The 19820-nt window shown below is 40.9% G+C and carries 15 protein-coding genes and 1 pseudogene; 6 read left to right on the top strand and 10 right to left on the bottom strand.

All coding sequences use genetic code 11. The features are described from left to right. Positions 1-28 precede the first annotated feature (28 nt). The 5 genes from coaE to ACJV7B_RS00805 all read right to left on the bottom strand — a co-directional run bounded on the left by coaE (position 29) and on the right by ACJV7B_RS00805 (position 4561). On the bottom strand, positions 29-718 hold the full coding sequence (gene coaE / locus ACJV7B_RS00825; RefSeq protein WP_419388712.1) for a dephospho-CoA kinase: 690 nt from the start codon (positions 716-718) through the stop codon (positions 29-31). 69 nt (positions 719-787) lie between these two features. Next, positions 788-1336, bottom strand: a complete 549-nt coding sequence (locus ACJV7B_RS00820; protein WP_004130533.1) for a TM2 domain-containing protein — start codon at positions 1334-1336, stop codon at positions 788-790. Between the two features lie 152 nt (positions 1337-1488). Next, positions 1489-1818, bottom strand: coding sequence for a TM2 domain-containing protein (locus tag ACJV7B_RS00815; protein ID WP_419388711.1), 330 nt, complete (start codon positions 1816-1818; stop codon positions 1489-1491). 220 nt (positions 1819-2038) lie between these two features. After that, positions 2039-3541, bottom strand: coding sequence for a 30S ribosomal protein S1 (gene rpsA, locus ACJV7B_RS00810; protein ID WP_004135961.1), 1503 nt, complete (start codon positions 3539-3541; stop codon positions 2039-2041). Between the two features lie 138 nt (positions 3542-3679). Then, the gene (locus ACJV7B_RS00805; protein WP_116793940.1) at positions 3680-4561 is read right to left on the bottom strand and encodes a bifunctional methylenetetrahydrofolate dehydrogenase/methenyltetrahydrofolate cyclohydrolase; all 882 of its coding nucleotides are present in this window, start codon (positions 4559-4561) and stop codon (positions 3680-3682) included. Between the two features lie 122 nt (positions 4562-4683). Here ACJV7B_RS00805 and ACJV7B_RS00800 point away from each other — a divergent pair, with 122 nt between their 5' ends. Beyond that, on the top strand, positions 4684-5736 hold the full coding sequence (locus ACJV7B_RS00800; RefSeq protein WP_419388710.1) for a metal ABC transporter solute-binding protein, Zn/Mn family: 1053 nt from the start codon (positions 4684-4686) through the stop codon (positions 5734-5736). A 147-nt stretch (positions 5737-5883) separates the two neighbouring features. Here ACJV7B_RS00800 and ACJV7B_RS00795 read toward each other — a convergent pair whose 3' ends face one another. Further along, positions 5884-6480 carry a CarD family transcriptional regulator gene (locus ACJV7B_RS00795; protein WP_165844122.1) on the bottom strand — a complete coding sequence of 199 codons (597 nt, stop codon included), beginning with the start codon at positions 6478-6480 and terminating at the stop codon, positions 5884-5886. 135 nt (positions 6481-6615) lie between these two features. On the opposite strand from ACJV7B_RS00795, the pseudogene glgB reads away from it, so the two are divergent. The 3 genes and pseudogenes from glgB (at position 6616) to ACJV7B_RS00780 (ending at position 10860) form a co-directional block, all read left to right on the top strand. Further along, positions 6616-8889, top strand: a pseudogene (gene glgB, locus ACJV7B_RS00790) (1,4-alpha-glucan branching protein GlgB). A 17-nt stretch (positions 8890-8906) separates the two neighbouring features. Next, complete coding sequence (locus ACJV7B_RS00785) at positions 8907-9659, top strand: response regulator transcription factor (RefSeq protein WP_004127943.1); 753 nt, start codon at positions 8907-8909, stop codon at positions 9657-9659. A 91-nt stretch (positions 9660-9750) separates the two neighbouring features. Continuing rightward, complete coding sequence (locus tag ACJV7B_RS00780; RefSeq protein ID WP_116793937.1) at positions 9751-10860, top strand: sensor histidine kinase; 1110 nt, start codon at positions 9751-9753, stop codon at positions 10858-10860. Positions 10861-10874: 14 nt separating this feature from the next. On the opposite strand, the gene ACJV7B_RS00775 is transcribed toward ACJV7B_RS00780, so the two are convergent. Beyond that, entirely contained in the window at positions 10875-11750 is an 876-nt protein-coding gene (locus ACJV7B_RS00775; RefSeq protein WP_119521299.1) for a ComF family protein, read from the bottom strand. Positions 11751-11869: 119 nt separating this feature from the next. Then, positions 11870-12691: an HAD-IIB family hydrolase gene (locus ACJV7B_RS00770; protein WP_419388709.1), complete on the bottom strand. Its 822-nt coding sequence runs from the start codon at positions 12689-12691 to the stop codon at positions 11870-11872. 120 nt (positions 12692-12811) lie between these two features. Here ACJV7B_RS00770 and ACJV7B_RS00765 point away from each other — a divergent pair, with 120 nt between their 5' ends. Beyond that, positions 12812-13240, top strand: coding sequence for a metallopeptidase family protein (locus ACJV7B_RS00765; RefSeq protein WP_004128242.1), 429 nt, complete (start codon positions 12812-12814; stop codon positions 13238-13240). 7 nt (positions 13241-13247) lie between these two features. Here the strand turns inward: ACJV7B_RS00765 and ACJV7B_RS00760 are convergent, their stop codons facing one another. Continuing rightward, entirely contained in the window at positions 13248-14822 is a 1575-nt protein-coding gene (locus ACJV7B_RS00760; RefSeq protein ID WP_419388708.1) for a DUF5719 family protein, read from the bottom strand. Then, a complete protein-coding gene (locus ACJV7B_RS00755; RefSeq protein WP_419388707.1) occupies positions 14809-18204 on the bottom strand; it encodes a glycosyltransferase family 2 protein in 3396 nt (1131 codons plus the stop codon). Before ACJV7B_RS00755 ends, ACJV7B_RS00760 begins: the two co-directional genes overlap by 14 nt. A 198-nt stretch (positions 18205-18402) precedes the next feature. Here ACJV7B_RS00755 and ACJV7B_RS00750 point away from each other — a divergent pair, with 198 nt between their 5' ends. Next, entirely contained in the window at positions 18403-19818 is a 1416-nt protein-coding gene (locus ACJV7B_RS00750) for an LCP family protein (RefSeq protein WP_116793932.1), read from the top strand. Positions 19819-19820: the final 2 nt, after the last annotated feature.

Here is a 19820-nt window from a genome sequence, read left to right as displayed (position 1 = left end):
AATCTTTTACTTCCCCAATTTTGCCATTTCAGCGCTTTGATTGTTTATTGTTTATTTCTTGCAGCCATGTTTTCAGCATATTGTCAACACTGTTAAACATAGATTCCATAGGTTTTGTTGAATCAACTACAAAATCTGCCATACTTTTTCGAACTTCACAAGGAAGTTGACTCTTTATGCGCGCTAAAGCCTGGCTCTCAGTCATATTTCGCTCGCTTATCATTCGCTTAACGCGAATTTCTTTAGGCGCTTCAACAGTAATAATATGGTCAAAACTGAATGGAATGCTATCAATTACTTGCGCAAGAAGTGGAATATCGTGCACAATAACCGAGCTTATACTGCTTATTTCATTGCAACTTTCTTTAGAAATTTTATTAACATACTCGCTTTTATATTCGCTTTCTAAGAACTTCGCACAATCATAAATAGCAGGATGAATTACATCCTCAAGCTTACTTAACGCTTGCTTACGTTCATCGTCATCTCCAAAAATATGCTCTGCAATAAACGCACGATTTAAAGAACCGTCTTCTAAAACGGCATTTTCCCCAAAAATTCCTACGATTCGCTGCAATACTGCACTTCCTGGTTCCACAACTTTACGCGCTAAAACATCGTAATCTATAACAAAAGCGCCAAGCGAATGCAAATGGTTTACTACTGTAGATTTTCCAGCCGCAATTCCGCCCGTTATCGCAATACGCATTATTGTCATATATAAATTATAAGTAATGCCCCAGTAAATAATTACCGGGGCATTATATGCTAAATAGTAATTGTAAAATTAGTCTTGAAGTTCAGCACCATCGGCATCCTTATGCCACTTAGAACCAGGCTGAGAGCAAAGAATGCAAATTCCTTCAATAAATGCCCAAATTCCAGAAACAAAAGCCAGCAAGCCGAAAGAAAGAATAGAAATAAGAAGCTGGGCAATAGCCTTGCCTTTAAAACCAAGATAGAAATTGTGCACACCCAAAGCGCCCAAGAAAATCGCTAACAGGCCTGCAGCAATCTTGTTACGAGAGCTTCTGTATGTGTTTGATGAATAATTATTAGACCCATAGTTAGAGTAGGAAGACGCTTGATTGTACTGAGGAGCAGACTGAGAGTACTGACCATATTGTGGCTGAGAATACGAATTCTGGCCATACTGAGGCTGACCATACTGTGGCTGAGCATTGTACTGAGGCTGAGCACCATACTGGGATTGGTCGTTATATTGTGGCTGAGCCTGGTTGTACTGCTGAGACTGATCATTGTACTGTGGCTGTCCGTACTGAGTCTGATTGTCAGAGCCTGAGTAATCTCCAGTTTGATTATCTAAATCACTCACAATAATTACACTTTCTCTCGTAAGAAATTTATTTTCTTAAAAACTATATAATAAAAAATTAATAAATAAAAGCGTTATTACTAAAGATATTAAAAGATGCCCCGATGATTACTCACCAGGGCATCTTGTTTATTAACAATAATTATAAAACACTAATCCTTTAACTCAGCACCATCAGCATCTTGATGCCACTTAGTTCCAGGCTTTGAGCAAAGAATCAAAATACCCTCAACCAATGCCCATATTGCTGTAATGATCAACAGGAAACCAAAAGAAAGAACAGAAATAAGCAGCTGTGCAATCGCCCTTCCTTTAAAACCAAGATAAAAATTGTGAATACCTAATGTGCCTAAGAAAATCGCTAGCAAACCTGCAACAATTTTATTGCGCGAGCTTACTAAAGTTGCTTTAGCTCTCTCCTCACTATTCCCATCGTACGAAGGGGACTGAGCATTTTTCTGATTGTTGTCAAACGTGCTCATAATCTTCACCAATCCTTTTAATAATTATGATTAATGCTTAAAAGCATCATATAATCATGATTCTTAAAAGAAAATTAATTGTACCTATATTTAATTACAAAACTTGAGTCACAAAAATACTCGTAAAACATACTCAAAATAGTAGTAAAACATAAACAAAATTGCCCCGATGATTACTCACCAGGGCAATTGTTAATAAGCTTCTAGTAGAAAGTAGAAACTACTTCTTTTCGCTCAAAAGCTGTTCGCGCAAAGCTGCGAGCTGATCGGAATCAGCTAAAGCACCTTCGTTAGATGCCTCAGAAGAATAGTTGGAAGCAACTTCTTCCTTCTTCTCTTCCTTAGCTGGCTTCTTTTCAGCTTCTTCGCTCTGGCCGTCAGCAGCAGCAGATTCAGCTGCAGCTGCGAGTTCCTTAGCAGCGAATGCCTTGTGTTCTTCCCAAAGCTCGTGAGCTGCAGCATACTGAGCTTCCCACTCTTCGCGCTGCTGCTCGTAGCCAGCCATCCACTCATTAGTGTTTGGATCGAAGCCTTCTGGGTACTTGTAGTTACCTTCAGCATCATATTCAGCTGGCATGCCGTAGAGAGCTGGATCAAAATCTTCAGAATTTGGATCGACAGCTTCAGTAGCTTGCTTCAAGGAGAGGGAGATACGACGACGATCAAGATCAACGTCGATAACCTTCACGAATACTTCTTCGTTAGCCTTAACAACAGTTTCTGGGTTCTCTACGTGACGGTTTGCAAGCTCAGAAATGTGAACCAAGCCCTCAATACCATCTTCAACGGAGATGAACACACCGAACTGAACAATCTTGGTGACCTTGCCCTTAACAACCTGTCCAGGAACATGGGTGCGAGCGAAGCGCTGCCATGGATCTTCCTGAGTTGCCTTAAGGGAAAGGGAAATACGTTCGCGATCGAGATCAACGTCGAGAACTTCAACGGTAACCTTATCGCCAACCTTAACAACCTCAGATGGGTGATCGATGTGCTTCCAAGAAAGCTCAGACACGTGAATGAGGCCGTCAACGCCGCCGAGGTCAACAAATGCGCCGAAGTTTACGATAGAAGACACAACGCCTTCGCGAATCTGACCCTTCTTAAGCTGCGAGAGGAAGGTCTCGCGAACTTCGGACTGGGTTTCCTCAAGGAACTGACGACGAGAAAGAACAACGTTGTTGCGGTTCTTATCGAGCTCAAGAATCTTAGCCTTAATCTTCTGGCCAATGTATGGGGAAAGATCGCGAACGCGACGCATTTCAACCAAGGAAGCTGGCAAGAAGCCACGCAAACCGATGTCTACAATCAAGCCGCCCTTAACAGCTTCAATAACTGTACCTTCAACGATGCCGTCTGCATCCTTAATCTTCTCGATGTCACCCCAAGCACGCTCATACTGTGCACGCTTCTTGGAGAGAATAAGACGTCCTTCCTTGTCTTCCTTAGTAACAACAAGGGCTTCAATGGTGTCGCCAACTTCAACGACATCATCTGGATCAACGTCTTTCTTGATGGAAAGTTCACGGGAAGGAATTACACCTTCAGTCTTGTAGCCGATATCCAACAATACTTCGTCGTGATCAATCTTTACGACGGTACCTTCAACTAAATCACCATCATCAAAATTCTTGATGGTTGAATCGACTGCCTTGATGAAGTCTTCTTCGGTGCCAATATCATTAATCGCAACCTTGGCGACTTCGTTATTATTCTCTGCCATTATTTATTAGTGGTTTCTTCTTGGGGTGGATATTACTCGATATTTAGTTATAGTTATGCGCGATACTACGCACACAAAGAGCTAGTTTATAGGCAGGCCTAGCCAAAATTGCCGTTTTAGTCCGGGAGTGTCGAAATATTAATTTTGAAGCTTTCTTTCAGCCATATCAACAACATTCGCAAGAAGCATAGCGCGTGTCATAGGGCCTACTCCACCAGGATTTGGAGAATATGCTCCAGCAATCTCACGGCAAGCAACATCCACATCGCCTTTTATACGATATCTTCCCGCTTCCTCATCAAATATGCGAGATACACCAACGTCAACTAGAACTGCACCAGGTTTAATATCTTCCGGCTTAACAAAACCAGCACAGCCCATTGCAGCAATAATAACGTCAGATTCACGCATAATTTCCTGCAAATTTTTAGTATGAGTGTGGCATAGCGTAACAGTTGCATCTACTCCCCTGCGCGTAAGAAGCAGACCAATCGTTCGACCAACCGTGATTCCTCGACCTAGAACACAAACGTTTTTACCAGAAAGATTAATTCCATACTCGTCTAACAAAGCTAAAATTCCACGAGGAGTACACGGCAAAGGCGTTGTAATATCTCCAGAAATATGCATCACAAGTTCGCCTAGATTATAAGGGTGCATTCCATCACAATCTTTTTTAGGATTGATTGCGGAAATAATTTTTTTAGAATCAACGCCCTTAGGAAGAGGCAATTGCACAATAAAACCTGTACAAAGCGGATCATTGTTCAATTGCTCAACTGCTTTAAGAATGTCATCTTCACTAGCATCTTCTGGCAAATCACATCTGATTGAACGAATCCCAACTTCTTCGCAATCTTTGTGTTTTCCAGCAACATACTTTAATGATCCAGGATCATTCCCAACAAGTAAAGTACCCAATCCCGGTTCAATACCATTTTTACGCAATAGCGCAACGCGTGCAGACAAATCTTCCTTAATTTTGCCAGCAAGTGCTTTACCATCAAGAACAATAACCATAAATATGCCTCCCAACTCGCACAATTCGTAAGGATAGGCTATCGTGAGGTATAGAAGTGTATTAGTCGACAAGCAAAACTAATGTGCGCCGACGCACTATTATCAAAGAAGGAGCCACAGTGATGCGTACCATTATTTGCGCGGCAAAAAAATTTGGCAAAACCGTTTCAACATGCCTTATTGCATCTGCAGTACTTCTTGGATTTTCGGCTTGCGGTCAGCAGGTAGAAAAGCCAAAAGAAAAACCTAAAGCAGCAACACAAATAACTGTTGTATCTACTGTAGATACTTGGGGCAGCTTGGCTAAAGAAATCGGCGGTAAAGACGTTAAAGTCGAATCGATAATGTCTGGCGCAAATACTGATATTTCATCTTTTAAGCCTAAACCAAAAGACTTGGAAAATATGCAGGATGCGCAAGTATTAATTACAAACGGCGCAGGATACGACGATTGGGCTTCTAAAGTGCATCCAAAAAAGGCTGAAACTATCAGTGCAGCTGCAACAGTTGGTGCATTAAATGGAGATAATCCGTACTTGTGGTTCTCTCACGATGCAAGAGAAGCTATGGCTTCATCAATGGCTGATACTTTCTCAAAGGTTCTTCCGGCTAAGAAGCATGATTTTGCTCAGCGACTATCTGAATGGCAAAATAGCGAAAAGAAATTAGCAAGTTCTATTAGTGATTTTGCTAAAAATCATAGCGATGCAAAATATGCTTCTACCTCGCCAATTCTGTTCTGGCTTATGGCAGACATGAATGTAAAGGATGCAGCTCCTAAGGAATATTCTGACGCTATAAGCAATAACAATGATCCACAGCGTTCAAGTGTAGAAGAGTTCCAAAAGCTTATTGAAGATCGTAAGATTGATGTTCTTATTAGCGACAGCCAGCAAGGTAACGATGTTCTTAATCTTCTAAATGGTATTGCTGGTAGAAGCTACACGTCGACAGTACGCGTAAGTGAGCTTATGCCTAAGTATGCAAATCAGCTAGATCAGTGGATTTTGAAAATTTGCGATGATCTTCAAAACGCTATTAACGCAACAAAAGATATGCGTAAGAATATTGATGATCAAGATTCACCAAAGAAACCTATTACTAAGAAGCCAACTATAGCCAAGAATACTGATCCTAAGAATTCAAATCAGGGTCAGCAAGATCCAGGCAAGTAAATAGTACAAAGCTTCTATAGCTATAATAAAAATCTCTTGCATCAGACGGTGCAAGAGATTTTTTATTGCTGAAATCTAACAATTAATTTAATTTGTAAAACAGTTACATTATTAAATTAACTAAATTAACTAATTAAAAATTTAGACTTACTTCTTTTTTGCTTTTTTATTACGCTCTTCTAAAAGAAATAAAGTCTGAGAAGCAGGCTCATCAGGCGCGCAAGTATGATGCTTATCATCACCTTCCTGAGGGTCTTTGTAGCCAAGATTTACATCAAGAAGACGCTCAGCTTCAAATTCATCAATCTTTTCAGACAAAGCAATTTCAGAAATTAGAATACTGCGAGCGCGTGAAAGCATACGCTTTTCGCCAGCAGACAGACCATGCTCGTCTACATCGCGTTGAGATAAATCACGCACAACTTCAGCAATATTGTTCACATCGCCGGTTGCAATCTTCTCAACATTAAGCTTGTACCGCCTAGACCAATTCATTTCTTTTTCAATAATTGGAGTGCGCAAAATTTCAAAAACTTTTGCTACTTCTTGAGCCCCAACAATGTCACGTACGCCTACTTTTTTAACATTGTCTACTGGTACATTAATTTCCAAACCATCTGACGACAACACTACTAAGCGCAGATATTGACGAGTTACACCTTTTACAGTGCGCTCACTTATTTCTTCAACACGAGCTGCACCGTGACGAGGATAGACGACCATATCGCCGACTTGATATTCCAACAGAACCCTCCGTACGCACAGAAAAACTCATAACAGTTTCCCATAAGGGCAAGACTTGAAAAAACTTTCATAAATTTTTCACAATACTGCGAAACACACGCGACTTATAGCAATAAACCATGTATGATAGTCAACATGAGTACAGTTACTAACATCAATGAAGATGCAGTCGCAGTCCCAGTCCGTCAGGACGTATTAGCTGCGGTGAGCAATGCAGAGTATTACAATCCACATGAGGTTCTCGGCGGCCACCTTGGAACTGACAAGGGTGCTGACACTGTAACCGTCCGCGTTTTACGCCCAATGGCAAAGAAAGTAGTAATTCTCACCAAGAGCGGAGAATACGAAGCTAAGCATGAATATAATGGCATTTTTACCGCTGTTATTCCTGCAGTAAAGCATACGAAAAGTAAAACTTGGTCTGTGCCAAGCTACCGCATTCATACTGTAGAAATTGACGGCTCTGAATCAACAGACGATGACCCGTATCGCTATTTGCCTCAAGTTGGCGATCTTGATATGTACCTGTTCGGCGAAGGTCGTCATGAACGTCTTTGGGAAGCCTTAGGCGCGCATGTTAAGACTATTACCGACTCTTGGGGTCTAGTTTCTCCTGAAACAGGCAAGATGGTAAAGAAAGTAACCGGCACCGCTTTTTCCGTGTGGGCTCCAAATGCTCGCGCAGTTCGAGTTGTTGGAAACTTTAATTACTGGAATGGTCGACGTCACGCAATGCGCTCGCTCGGATCTTCCGGAATTTGGGAACTTTTCATTCCAGGTGTCACTGCTGGCGAAGTATACAAGTATGAGATTCTTACGCAGTCTGGCAACTGGATCATGAAAGCCGATCCAATGGAACGTTCTCACGAAGTTCCACCAAATACTGGATCCGTTGTTGTCGATTCTGAATTTAAGTGGCACGATACCGATTGGATGGATAAGCGTGCAAAAACTGACGCACACAATGGTCCAATAAGTATTTACGAAGTACAAGCTAACAGCTGGAATCGTGATTTAGGCAATTATCGCGAGCTTGCTGACCACTTGGTTGACTACGTGCAAAAAGAAGGCTTTACTCACGTTGAGTTTATGCCTCTTACACAGTACCCATTCTCTGGATCTTGGGGCTACCAGGTTACAGGCTACTATGCTGTAGATTCTCGACTCGGCTCCCCTGATGACTTTAAGTACCTTGTAGATAAGCTCCACAAAGCAGGAATTGGTGTCATTATGGATTGGGTTCCTGCCCACTTCCCTAAGGATGACTTTGCTCTTGGACGCTTCGATGGCACAGCACTTTACGAAGATCCTGATCCTATGCGCGGCGAACATCCTGATTGGGGTACTTATATCTTCAACTTTGGTCGCCACGAAGTTCGTAACTTCCTTGTTGCCAATGCTTGCTTCTGGTTGGATGAGTACCACGTTGACGCACTGCGCGTCGATGCAGTGTCTTCCATGCTTTACTTGGATTACAGCCGCGAAAATGGTCAGTGGAGACCAAATATTTACGGCGGACGAGAAAACCTGGAAGCTATTGATTTCATTAAGGAAGCAAACGCTACTGCTTACAAGAATAATCCTGGCATCATGATGATTGCTGAGGAATCTACTGCTTATCAGGGCGTAACAGCACCAACCGATATGAGCGGCTTAGGCTTCGGCTTGAAGTGGAACATGGGCTGGATGCACGACACTTTGCAATACCTTAAGGAAGAGCCGATTAACCGTCGTTGGCATCACAATGAGATTACATTCTCTATGGTTTACGCGTATTCTGAGCATTACGTGTTGCCATTAAGCCACGATGAAGTCGTATATGGCAAAGGTTCGTTGCTTGGAAAGATGCCAGGCGATGAATGGCAACAGTTCGCAGGCTTGCGTGCTTTGCTTGCATACCAGTGATCTCACCCAGGCAAGAACTTGCTGTTTATGGGCGGAGAAATTGGACAGTCCAGCGAATGGAACTTCAATACTTCTCTTAACTGGAATGAATTGCAGTGGCCATTCCATCAAGGAGTGCAAAAGCTTGTTGCAGATTTGAACGCCTTGTACAAGAGCTCTAGAGCTTTCTGGAGTCAAGACTTTACGCCTGATGGTTTCCAGTGGCTTACAAGTGATGATTCAGACCACAACACATTAAGCTACATGCGTATTGGCGATGACGGCGAAGAAATTGTTGTAGTAGTAAACTTCTCAGGTCAAGCGTGGCAAGACTACCAGGTTGCGTTGCCAAAGGGTGGCCAGTGGGAAGAGATACTCACAACCGATGACGCAAAGTATTGCGGTTCTGATATTCACAATGGCACATTTACTGCAGCTGCTGAAGAGTATCATTCTCGCCCGTACTCAGCAAGAATTACCGTTCCAGCGTTAGGTGCGGTATTCTTAAAGCCAGTACAACACTGAAAGGTTTATTAAAAAATATGCTAAATGCTCCATCGGTTAGCAACACGCTTCGTACCATCCTTGTGGTTGAAGATGAGCCAGATCTTGCTACAGCAATTGCACAACGCATTACTGCTCAAGGCTGGAGAGCTAGAGTTGCTGCTGATGGAGCATCTGCTGTTAGAGCGGCAGAACAGCTTAAACCTGATCTTATAATCATGGATATTATGCTTCCAATAATGGATGGCATTGAGGCTACGCGTAGGATTATTGCAAAAAGGCCCGTCCCTATTCTTATGCTTACTGCTAGAGATGCGGAAGCAGATAAAATAGTCGGATTAAGCGCTGGCGCTGATGATTATATGACTAAGCCTTTTTCTCCTCGCGAATTAATTGCTCGTTGCGCAGCATTGCTTCGCCGAGTAGAAAGAGCTGCTCAAATAGCAAAAACCATGGAGAATGAGCGAACCCTTAATTTTGGAGCGCTTGTTATTAAACCTCGTCAACGCCAAGTAATGCTAAACGATGAGGAAGTGCATTTTACTCCTACTGAATTCGATTTACTTGCGACTTTTGCAAGACATCCACATAATGTTTTTAAGCGCGAAGAGCTACTAGAACAAGTATGGGATTGGCCAGATGCTTCCGGCACAAGAACTGTTGATTCTCACATTAAGTCACTTCGCCATAAGATTGGTTCAGAGTGGATTCGCACAGTTCACGGTATAGGTTACGCTTTTGAACCACCTATGAATGATTATGAGCAGGTACTTCAATCACAAGCTTCATAAAAATTACCCTAATTTAACACCACTTTTTACATAATTATTATGTAATTTTATATATAAATCATTAGTGCAAATCTAAAACTGATTAACTATTATGAAAAAACTTTTATTTAAGAAAAAAACTTCTAACAAAGAAAAATCTAACAATATATCGAATCAAAATAAGCAAGAACACCGTTACCCAAATCGCCCAGTTGGATTTTTTTCATCTCTAAAAATTGAACTTTCTGCGATTATTGTGTTCGCAACTGCTATTGCATTCGTAATGGCATGGTTTTTGCTAAAAACAGGATTAAACGGCTGGATTGCTATGCCATTAACATTGGTTGTTGCATTAGGAATCACTTACGTTTTTTCAAGAGGACTTACTGCCCCTCTCCGCCAAATGAAAGACGCTTCAGAAGCAATGGCAGACGGTGATTATTCCGTAAGAGTTGCTGTAGAAAATAGACGCGACGAAGTTGGTAAACTTACGCTTGCTTTTAACGAAATGGCCGAGGAACTTGAGCATGCTGATCAAATGAGACGCGAACTTATAGCAAACGTAAGCCATGAGTTGCGCACTCCAGTATCTGCTTTGCAAGCGATGCTTGAAAATCTTGCAGATGGGGTTGTTGAGCCTACTGAGTCCAATATGGAAGCTATTTTGAACCAAACACACAGATTAGCGGATCTTATTGCTTTTCTTCTTGACCTATCTAGAGTTGAAGCAGGGGCTGAAAGCCTTAATATTACGTCATTTAATTTTGCGGATTTTATTGATGAAATTATTGAGCCTCTTGAAATAGCCGACGCTGGTCATAATCATGAAATTAGCATTCAGATTGAAAATGGTATTGAATTAACAGGAGACCAAGACCGTCTTTCACAATTGTTTACTAACGTTATTTCCAACGCGCTTAAACATTCAAACGACGGAACTCGTGTGCTAATCAGCGCTCATATTAATCATCTGCAGAATACTGTTGTAAGCAACGTAGTTAATTTTGGTAATCAAATTCCTGTAGAAGATCGAGCTGATATTTTCCGTAGATTTGTTAAGGGAAATAAAAGAATTGGTACTGAGTCTGGCGGAACTGGATTAGGTTTGTCAATTGCTCGTTGGGCAGCAGGACTACATAATGGCACTGTTAAGGTAGTAGATGACAAGCGCGGCCCTAATTTCGAAATAACACTTCCTCTAAACTACAATAAAGCGCAATAATTCAAAGAAACCAACTATTTATAGTCTTCTGTGCCATCCCCAGAGCTACTAACGCACGCTAAGGAAAATCCAGATATAACGCTTACTTTAGCTTTCTGCAATGCATAAACGCAGCTGCTCATTGTGGAACCCGTTGTAACAATATCGTCTATAATAATTGCCTCATGCTTTAAATTGCGATTATTTGATTGTTTTTTTAGCTTGCGATAATTAACACAAAAGGCATGCGAAGCTCTTTTAGACCTACCTCTAGATCCGCTAGTTTGAACTGATTTTGAATTAATACTTGAATCCATGCGAACAATATTCGCAACCTTAGCTTCAATACCTTCGTTACACAATTTTTCAGCAACAATATTAGCAATTGGAATAATGTGACGACGTCCGCGACGCCTTGTAGACGAAGATGAAGACGGCATAGGAACTACCAATATTGGCCCATTACTATTAAAACTATTCTTTGAAGAGTTGTCTTTAATATTATTTCTAAAAACTTTTAATACAAGATTTGCAATAAGTAAGCCAAATATTTTGTCACATGCTGTATCTGCATGATCTTTCCACTGCAATATTGCGTGTCTAACAACACCCGAATAATCTCCGCAAGAATAACGATAACCAAAAGTCATGGAATTAAATTGAGCACGCTTGTTATGTTGAAAAGCGTCAACGCAATTTTCGCACAATACTAAATCAGGAGTATCGCAACCAGCACAGCCTCTTGGAAGTATCATATTATACAAAATAATTATTAAATTTAGCCAGCCAATTGAAGAATACCTTTTTTCGTCAGCATTATTATTGCAAGATGTGCTATTGCAATATTTGCACAAAGATGCAGATGCGTGACATGCGACTCCCCTATTGCATGCCACGCTTTTAGCCTGCATCTTATTGTGGCTTATTTCATTGCGTCTCCCAGCCATAATGTAAGCATAAAATAGAATTAGTTAACTATAAAAATAAAAAATACCATTGTGGTTAAAAGCTATTTATTAAATATTTAAACCTAAGCATTTAAGTAGTTAAGAACTTTAGTGCAAAGAGTTAAAGTATCTTCAGGATTTTTAACGCGCACGGCTAAAGCTCCAGTAAAAGCGGTTGGATAATCGTTACCGCCTGGTTCCATATGATCTCCAATAAAAGTAATTTTTTTAATAGAAAAATCACAATATTTAGCTAATGTGAGTAATGCTTGAGCTTTATCATCGCCTTGCCTATACACGTCTACGCTCGTATCTCCTCCTTGACGAACCGCAAAATTTGGAAGCGATTGAGAAATTCTTTTAGCAAGCTGAGCTTTTAGTTTTCCTTCTGGATCCCACGTTTTCTTATATTCGACTGGAGCAAGCTGACCCAATGCAGAAAAAGTTATTTGACTACCACGATTTTCAATTTGCTCTCCCCAAAGCATTGAATCTCCAGAAGCCTTCCACAACCCCATGCTTTCAGCACACTCCCGTATTACAGAAATAACATGTTCCGCTTGATTTGGATCAATTTTATGCTCATAAACACATTTCAAAGACTGTTTATTGTCGATTCTGTAATAGCTAGTGCCATTAGTAGGCATAATATGAAGATTTTCGAGATTAGTTCCTTCAGTAAGCATGTCTAGTATTTGACTTTTAACTAAAGATAATCTTCCGCCTGTAATAATAGCAACAGGAATTAAATCAACAATTTTGCTAAAAGTTTCTGCCATTGGAGCAAGCATAGGTTTCTTAGAACAAGCCAATGTGTTATCTAAATCAAAACCAATAAGCGAAGATTGGGCAATACTTAAGCCAAGATTTAACTCATTGCAATCATGCACTATTGGCTTAAGCATTCAGATTACTCCTAACTTTTAAGACTATATAACAGTATTCCATATTGTGCTTATATTGCACACACCGTAAAAATCAAATTAATAATTAAGATTGCCCTAGCCTTCACCTACAGTGTAAGTATGACAGGTGTAATTTGGGAGGAACGTCGCTATAGAAACCGCCACGGGCGAGGCTTACGCGCACCAATATTTGGCACTAGGCTTCCACAATACCGTACTGCTAGCGCAATGTTTGATTCCATGGTAGCTGCACAAATTCGACGCCTTAATGGAGCTTGGAAGGCTCTTACAAAAGATGTTCAATTTGCTGTAGAAGATGTTCCACCATCTCAACCAATACTGTGGGAACATAATAGGCGCATTATGTCTCAAGCATTCCCTGCAAGTAGAGGAATGCAAGCTCGTATTGTATTGTATCGTCTTCCCCTATGCACTCATGTAACAAGCAGACTAGAGCTTCAATACGCTATTAGAGATGAGCTTGTGCAACGTTTAGCTGAATTATATGGGCGCAGGCCGGAAGAAATTGACCCTGATTGGGGAATATAATTATAGCTTATTGCACAATGTGATTGTCGCTATTAACATGCACTTGAGCTTGTTGCGGCTCCAATGATTGAGAAGCAAGCCAAGCAATACCAGCAACATTAGCTTTGTCTAAATCATCTTTACGAATTCTTGCAGACAGAGAAATATTTTTGCTTGATTTAACAGTAAACATTACGGCATTATGAGATATGTCTGATGCTGGAACGGTAACTACAGAATGTGCAGGAACGCTAACACGTTTCATTCCAGATGCGCCAACTGCTTGTAAGAATACTGAAGAATCAGAATCACTTGTTGAAGCAATATATAAAGTCGTTTCTTCCGCACTTACAGGAGAAACAATTGCGCTAATTCCTTGAGAACGAGATGCGCTAATAAAAGCAATATCTGATTGGCCATCTTTACCATCTCGAGAAACAGACATCATTGCAGACGTTTTAACAGAGCCGGTAATACTTAAAGCATGAACTTTTTCTGGAACTTTTCCAAGATCAATAACTTGCAAATTATGAGATTTTACAGATAAATCTTTTACTGTTTGAGCTCCAGAATCATTCATCCAAGAAATAGTCACTTTACCGTCTTTATCTGGCCACACATATGCTTTTGCTTGTTCTGACTCATTAATTCCAGACAAAACAGTTTCGTAAGACATAGCGCTTAAAGCTCGAATAATATCAACACCTTTCACTGTAAGTCCGCTCATATGAACGACTTTTACAAAGGCAGCAATAGGTGTTTGCTCACTTTCTACTTGAACGTACAATCCAGAAGATTTAGGCGCTGCAGCAGAAAGATCAAAATACGCGTGAGAGTGAGCTGGAACAGTAAAAGCACTTCCAGTAGATAAATTAATAGGATTACTTCCACGCTTAGCAGACCAAGCTCGCACACGCACTACTGTTGGTTTTGAAGCAGGATTAAAAGCCTCTAAACGAATAGAAACACCTTCACCTGACTCTGGAACCAAGAAAGTCTGTTTCATGGTAGGAATAGAGCAAGTTGTTGCGGACAATCCGCGAACATCACCTTTAGTTGCCCAAGATGCCATTGATGCCGCTATTCCTGTGCCAGAAGCAATGTTAGATAAACGCCCTTCTAAAACTTGCGCATCGTGATTTACATCTCCAGCATAAGTAAGAGATGAAGTTCCATCATTATTTAATTTTTTACTTAACAAAGTCGATTCGTCATTAGTATCACGAATATTGTGCACACTAGCACGATACACGTCACCAAAAGTCGAGTATCTAGCAAAAGATTGCAAGTCTCCTTCTGATTCGTTGTATTGACTATCTCCGTATTGTGCCAAATCAGGTAGCGATAATCTAATAGGACATACAGATTGCAAGCGGCTAACACCAACACTGTGAGAAACACTACTAGTTGGAGCATTAGCATTATCTACAAAATTAGGCATAGCGCAACACAACGCCACAACACAAGCAACTACTAAAAGAAATATTGCGCTAAATGTTGCAAGAGCAACAACGCCAATCATTTTATTATGCTGCTTAATTTCTGATTGTGCAGGCACTTCACCATGCTTTGAACTATCATGAGGATTTTTACGCCAACTCATCTAATTCCTCCTCATGCAAATCGTCAGAGCGCTCAATCATATTATGTCGTCCAAAACGAGGAACAGCTACCAAGCAGTATACTAGCAATACGATTGCAGTGGACACTACCCAAGGTATTCTCCAAGTTAATGGCCTAGAACGATAATATGGGGATGTTTCTGAAAGCGACTTAGAATCTGGCATGCCATCAAACCTGCAATAAGTTCCTTGAGGCATAGATACTACTAATTGCGTGCTTTCAGATGCGTTTACATGCGCAATAAGACTATCCGTAGCTTCTTTATTTACCTTGCTTGGCTGAGGCTTGGAAGAAGGCTGAAGCAACTGCTGTATTGACATTTTTGATTCTGAAATTACTTTATGATTACCAGAATCTCCAACAATATAAATACCGCCAATACCTAACTGCTTTAGCGTTTCAATTGCGCTATTATCTGCATGAGATAACAGTTGAGCCGCAGCACGAGATATTGCTTTGTTGCTTTGAGAATTACCAAAAATTACTTGTCGTACACGAAGAGCTGGAGATTGATCAATAGAATCTCCCTTAGAAGTGCGCATAACAGCAATAGATAGCTCATGATTATCTTGTGCACGCAAAGCAAGTACGCGATGAGTATCATCCTTACGCAAGTAATCAGTTACAACCATAGGTAGGCCATTACTACTTGCAGAGATTGATGTTGCAGGACCGCTTAATACCGTAAAAAGACCCAAAAGAACAGCCATAGCTAACATTCCACTTGCCAGAGCAGCACGAGCAATACGAATTACGTGACGTATAAAACGCTGTGCAGATCTACGCATTGCGGCGCGCCTATCCGTACGAGTCTTATATTTTTCAGTAGATTTATAATCTTTATTTTTAGAAGCACGCAAAGGCTCAAAACGTCTAACAGCTTGGCCAGCAACCATACACATGCATGCCAAAACGCCAATAGTAGATAATGCGACTCCTGGCAAAACACTTGCAGCAACAGGACCATTAATATCAGACGCAACAGCAATACGCTCAGCAACTAGAGCCAACGCCATTCCGCTAATAATCACAACCCACATCATTCTAGAAACACGCAAAGCAAACGGAAGAACCAAAGATGCCACAGCCATAAATACTGCAAGAACAGCAAAAATCAACATAATTATTGTTCTCAAGCTAAGCAATGGAGTGTTAATAGCAAAATGCGCAGAAGTCATATTGAAAGCTTGAAGAAGAACATCAACATAGCCTTGAGCACGAGGAGCACCCTGTACGCTCCTTAACGGAACAGACATGCTAGAGAACAATTGACGCCACATGCCCGATTCTCCGTATCGAATAGCACTGCCTATTGTTGGAAGCAGTATCATAATCGACGGAATTGGCATAAGTAAAAACATAATCCTATGCGAGCGCACCATAATAAATGACGCAATGAAAATAACAACAAGAGGCAAAACAAGTTGAGGTTCTGCAGCAACAGGAATCATAAAGCTTAGTGCAGCAAATGCAGCGCATTGAACAGAAGGCACAGGGCGAACAGGATCTTCTGTTACGTACATTCCAACAGCATGGAAAGCAAACGCAAATGCTGCAGGCAAAAATACCATAGTCATTAGCATTGGCAGATCGCCGCGAGCAAATAAACCAAATGCCATTGCAATCATAGTCCAGCAAATTCCAGCACAAACACGCACAGTGTCGGAACGCGTAAACACGCCTGCTAATGCCCAGAAGCTCAAACACATCGCTGGAGCGGCTAAGAAGAACATTAGTGTAACAGCAAGTAGCGGGTTTGCACCAACTAATACTGAAGAGAATAGCCAAATACTAAGCCACGGAGAAGGAGGAATAGCAGGACCAAAGCCATCATCAGGAACCCATGATCCAATTGCAGCATTCCATAATTGATTAAAATCAGCGCCTGTAGGAAGCCATTGCTGAGAATACCAGGATGCTCCACCTAGAATCTCACGCCAAGGAGAACCATATAAATGCAATATAACTGCAAAAAGCAAAAGCGACGCAAGAATAACGGCACTCCAACGTCTTAATACACGATCATGCAAATGACGTCTTGCTAAAGGACTTAATAACACGCAATGCTGCTGCGCTTTGAACGCTGCACTACGATCTTTCCATCGTGCAACTTGATGCCGGTCTGCGATTAGTTGTGTAAGTTTTTTAAGAGGAACACGAGTGTTTCGAGCTACTCTCCTACGAGCAAACATGGCACGCGGGAACTGAATAAGAGCAAGCCATGGCAAAATAAGACGCACCCAAGCAGCGTAAGGATGTTTAGCAAGCAAGGAGCGTAAAGCACCGACTAACGCCACCGGTAAGCTAAAAATCCACATAAATGGCCATAAAATCATACGTACATCAGTGTATTTGTAACGCTGATTGGCAATAAGCGAAGGAGCTACACCATGTCTAAGTCCAGATTTTTCTTCCGTCCTAGCCTCGCCGCCGCGAGTACGCAAACCCTCTAAACGAGCTCGTCTGTGAGCGATACGAGCAGAAGGAACTACAACTACTCGCCCGCCAGATAAAGATACTCGACGGCAAAAATCTCTAGATTCACCAAAAGTTGTCATCCATGGTTGCGTGCCACGCAAAGTCTGCCACGCTGTCAATGTAACTAAAGCTCCAGCTAAAGATACTGCGTATACATCTCCACGACCGTCATACTGTTCTTGATCCGGCTCACCGTCAACTGTAAGAGTGTGAACGCTGTGATGCCAAGCATACATTCCAACATTGTGAAGAATATTTCCTTGCCAATCAATCTGTTTTGCACCTAATACAGAAGCAGTAGGATTATTTCTCCAAGTTTCTCTTAACGCTTCTAAACAGTGCGAATCAGCCGGGCGAGAATCGTCATGAAGAAGCCACAATGCCGAAATTCCTTTGCATGGCATAAGCTTACGCAATGATTTCTCAATAGCATCACCAAAAGAGTGGGCAGAGGAAACAGGAATAATAACTACTCGAACTGTTTTTAATTCTAAATCGTTATTGTGTTGAATATTTGCCCTATATTTAGCGTCTCTATTATTGGCTTTGAATTTACTATTAGGATCAAGTAAATATCTATTAGATTTATTAGAACTTGGAAGCACATTTCCTGAAAGCACGTTTGAGTCAATTTGTACTTCCATTGTTGTTTGCATAACCTGCTTAACTCTACTAGCGCAATCAACAATAACAAGAGTTCCTGGAAGAACTGACTGATTTAATACAGCTTTTAAAGTATCTTCATAAAATCTTGTGTCACGCTCAACACACATCATCGCCATTATTGAAGAATCTACATCAGTAGGACGCGATGATTTTGCTGCAGAAAGAACTCGCAAAACTTCGTCTTCAAATGTACATGTATGAGCGGTTAGTAAATCCATAGTTACCAGTTTACGCAAGGGGTAGGTATCCAGCAAAACACGCCATAAATATATAGACACAATATGCAGGTTAAATCTCAATGCTTTGTACTATAGTTAGACCTTATATGTGTTCTTTCATGTACCACTTTATTTCTGAGTGAACACAGCTAAAAATTACGTAATATAAAAGGCTTTATTATTGTGAAAGAAGGTACCATGGTGACTTCAAGATATCCTGAAGGCATGCGGTACCAGCGCAACTATGATTGGAATCGCGCAGTTCCACATCATAGTCTTGGCTACAAAGTTGTAAACCACGCTCGCACAATACTGTGCATGATTATTGTTTTTATACTTACTTTCTTCTCAACTATTCTTGCAGCTACCTGGTTAGATTTTTCTTCAACTGTTAGCAATCGAGTTATAAACATCATTAGTGAAGATAGTCAAGCACACCAAGTTATTGACGCAAATGCTGGGAAGCCTGTAACATTCCTAGTTCTTGGCCAAGATTCACGAGATGGAAATAATCAAAGTTTTACGCACGATGGTGAAACAGGAGATCATCAATCTGACACAACAATGGTAGTTCAGATTAGTGCAGATAGATCCTATATGAATATTGTTTCTATTCCGCGCGATTCTATGGTAAACGCTCCCGCTTGCGATACTACTAATGGAAAAATTCCTGCACGCAAGCACGTAATGTTCAACTCTATTTTTGCTATTGGATACGCGCAGGGTGGAGATTTAGCTTCGGCAGCATCCTGCTCGCTAAAAGCAGTAAATTCTTTAACTGGACTAAATATTCATCACTTTATTGTTGCTGACTTTAGCGGATTAAGTAATATGATTGACGCTATTGGCGGAGTTTCATTGTGCATTCCAAGCGACACTCGTGACGCTTATACGGGAGTGAACTTTAAGCAGGGTATGCAGCATTTAAACGGCAGGCTTGCTACACAATATGCTCGAATGAGGCACGATACTGCAAGCGACGGTTCGGATATTATGCGCACAACAAGGCAGCAGTATTTAATCAAGCAGCTTATGCATCAAGCTTTATCTAAGAATCTATTAACTCAAAGTGGCGAATTGTATCAGTTAGCTAAATCCGCTTTAGGTGCATTAAATATTAGCGAAGGATTAGCTAATCCAAGCACGCTTGTTGGACTTGCTTTAAGTATGCGTAAATTAGATACTTCTCATATTTATGCTCGAACTATTCCTGTTGTTCCTGATTCTTACGACCCGAATAGAGTTGTGTGGTCTGACGAAGCGGATGATATTTGGGAAAAGATGCGCGAAAATAAGCCTTTGACACTAAAACAGCAGTATGCAAAAAATGATAAAAAGCATACTAAGAATTCGTCAAAGGATTCTAATAGCAACGAAGATATAAGCGAAAACGATAAGTTAAATAACTCTCCTGAACATAAGAAGCCTTACGGAAAGATTAATCCAAAGACTGGATTAGTAAAGAACGAGCAAGGACAGCTTATAGATCCAAATACTGGAGGAATAGTAAATCCTGAAAATGGTACTATTCACGATGCTCAAACTGGACAGTATGTTGGTATTGCAGACAAGTATGTTAATAACGTTCTATGCGCTGTTCCTCGTGGAAAATAGTT

Source organism: Gardnerella bretellae, from assembly GCF_048545135.1.
Taxonomy (GTDB): domain Bacteria; phylum Actinomycetota; class Actinomycetes; order Actinomycetales; family Bifidobacteriaceae; genus Bifidobacterium; species Bifidobacterium greenwoodii.
Note: the sequence above shows the minus strand (reverse complement) of the source record. Positions and strands in the feature narration are given on the sequence as shown.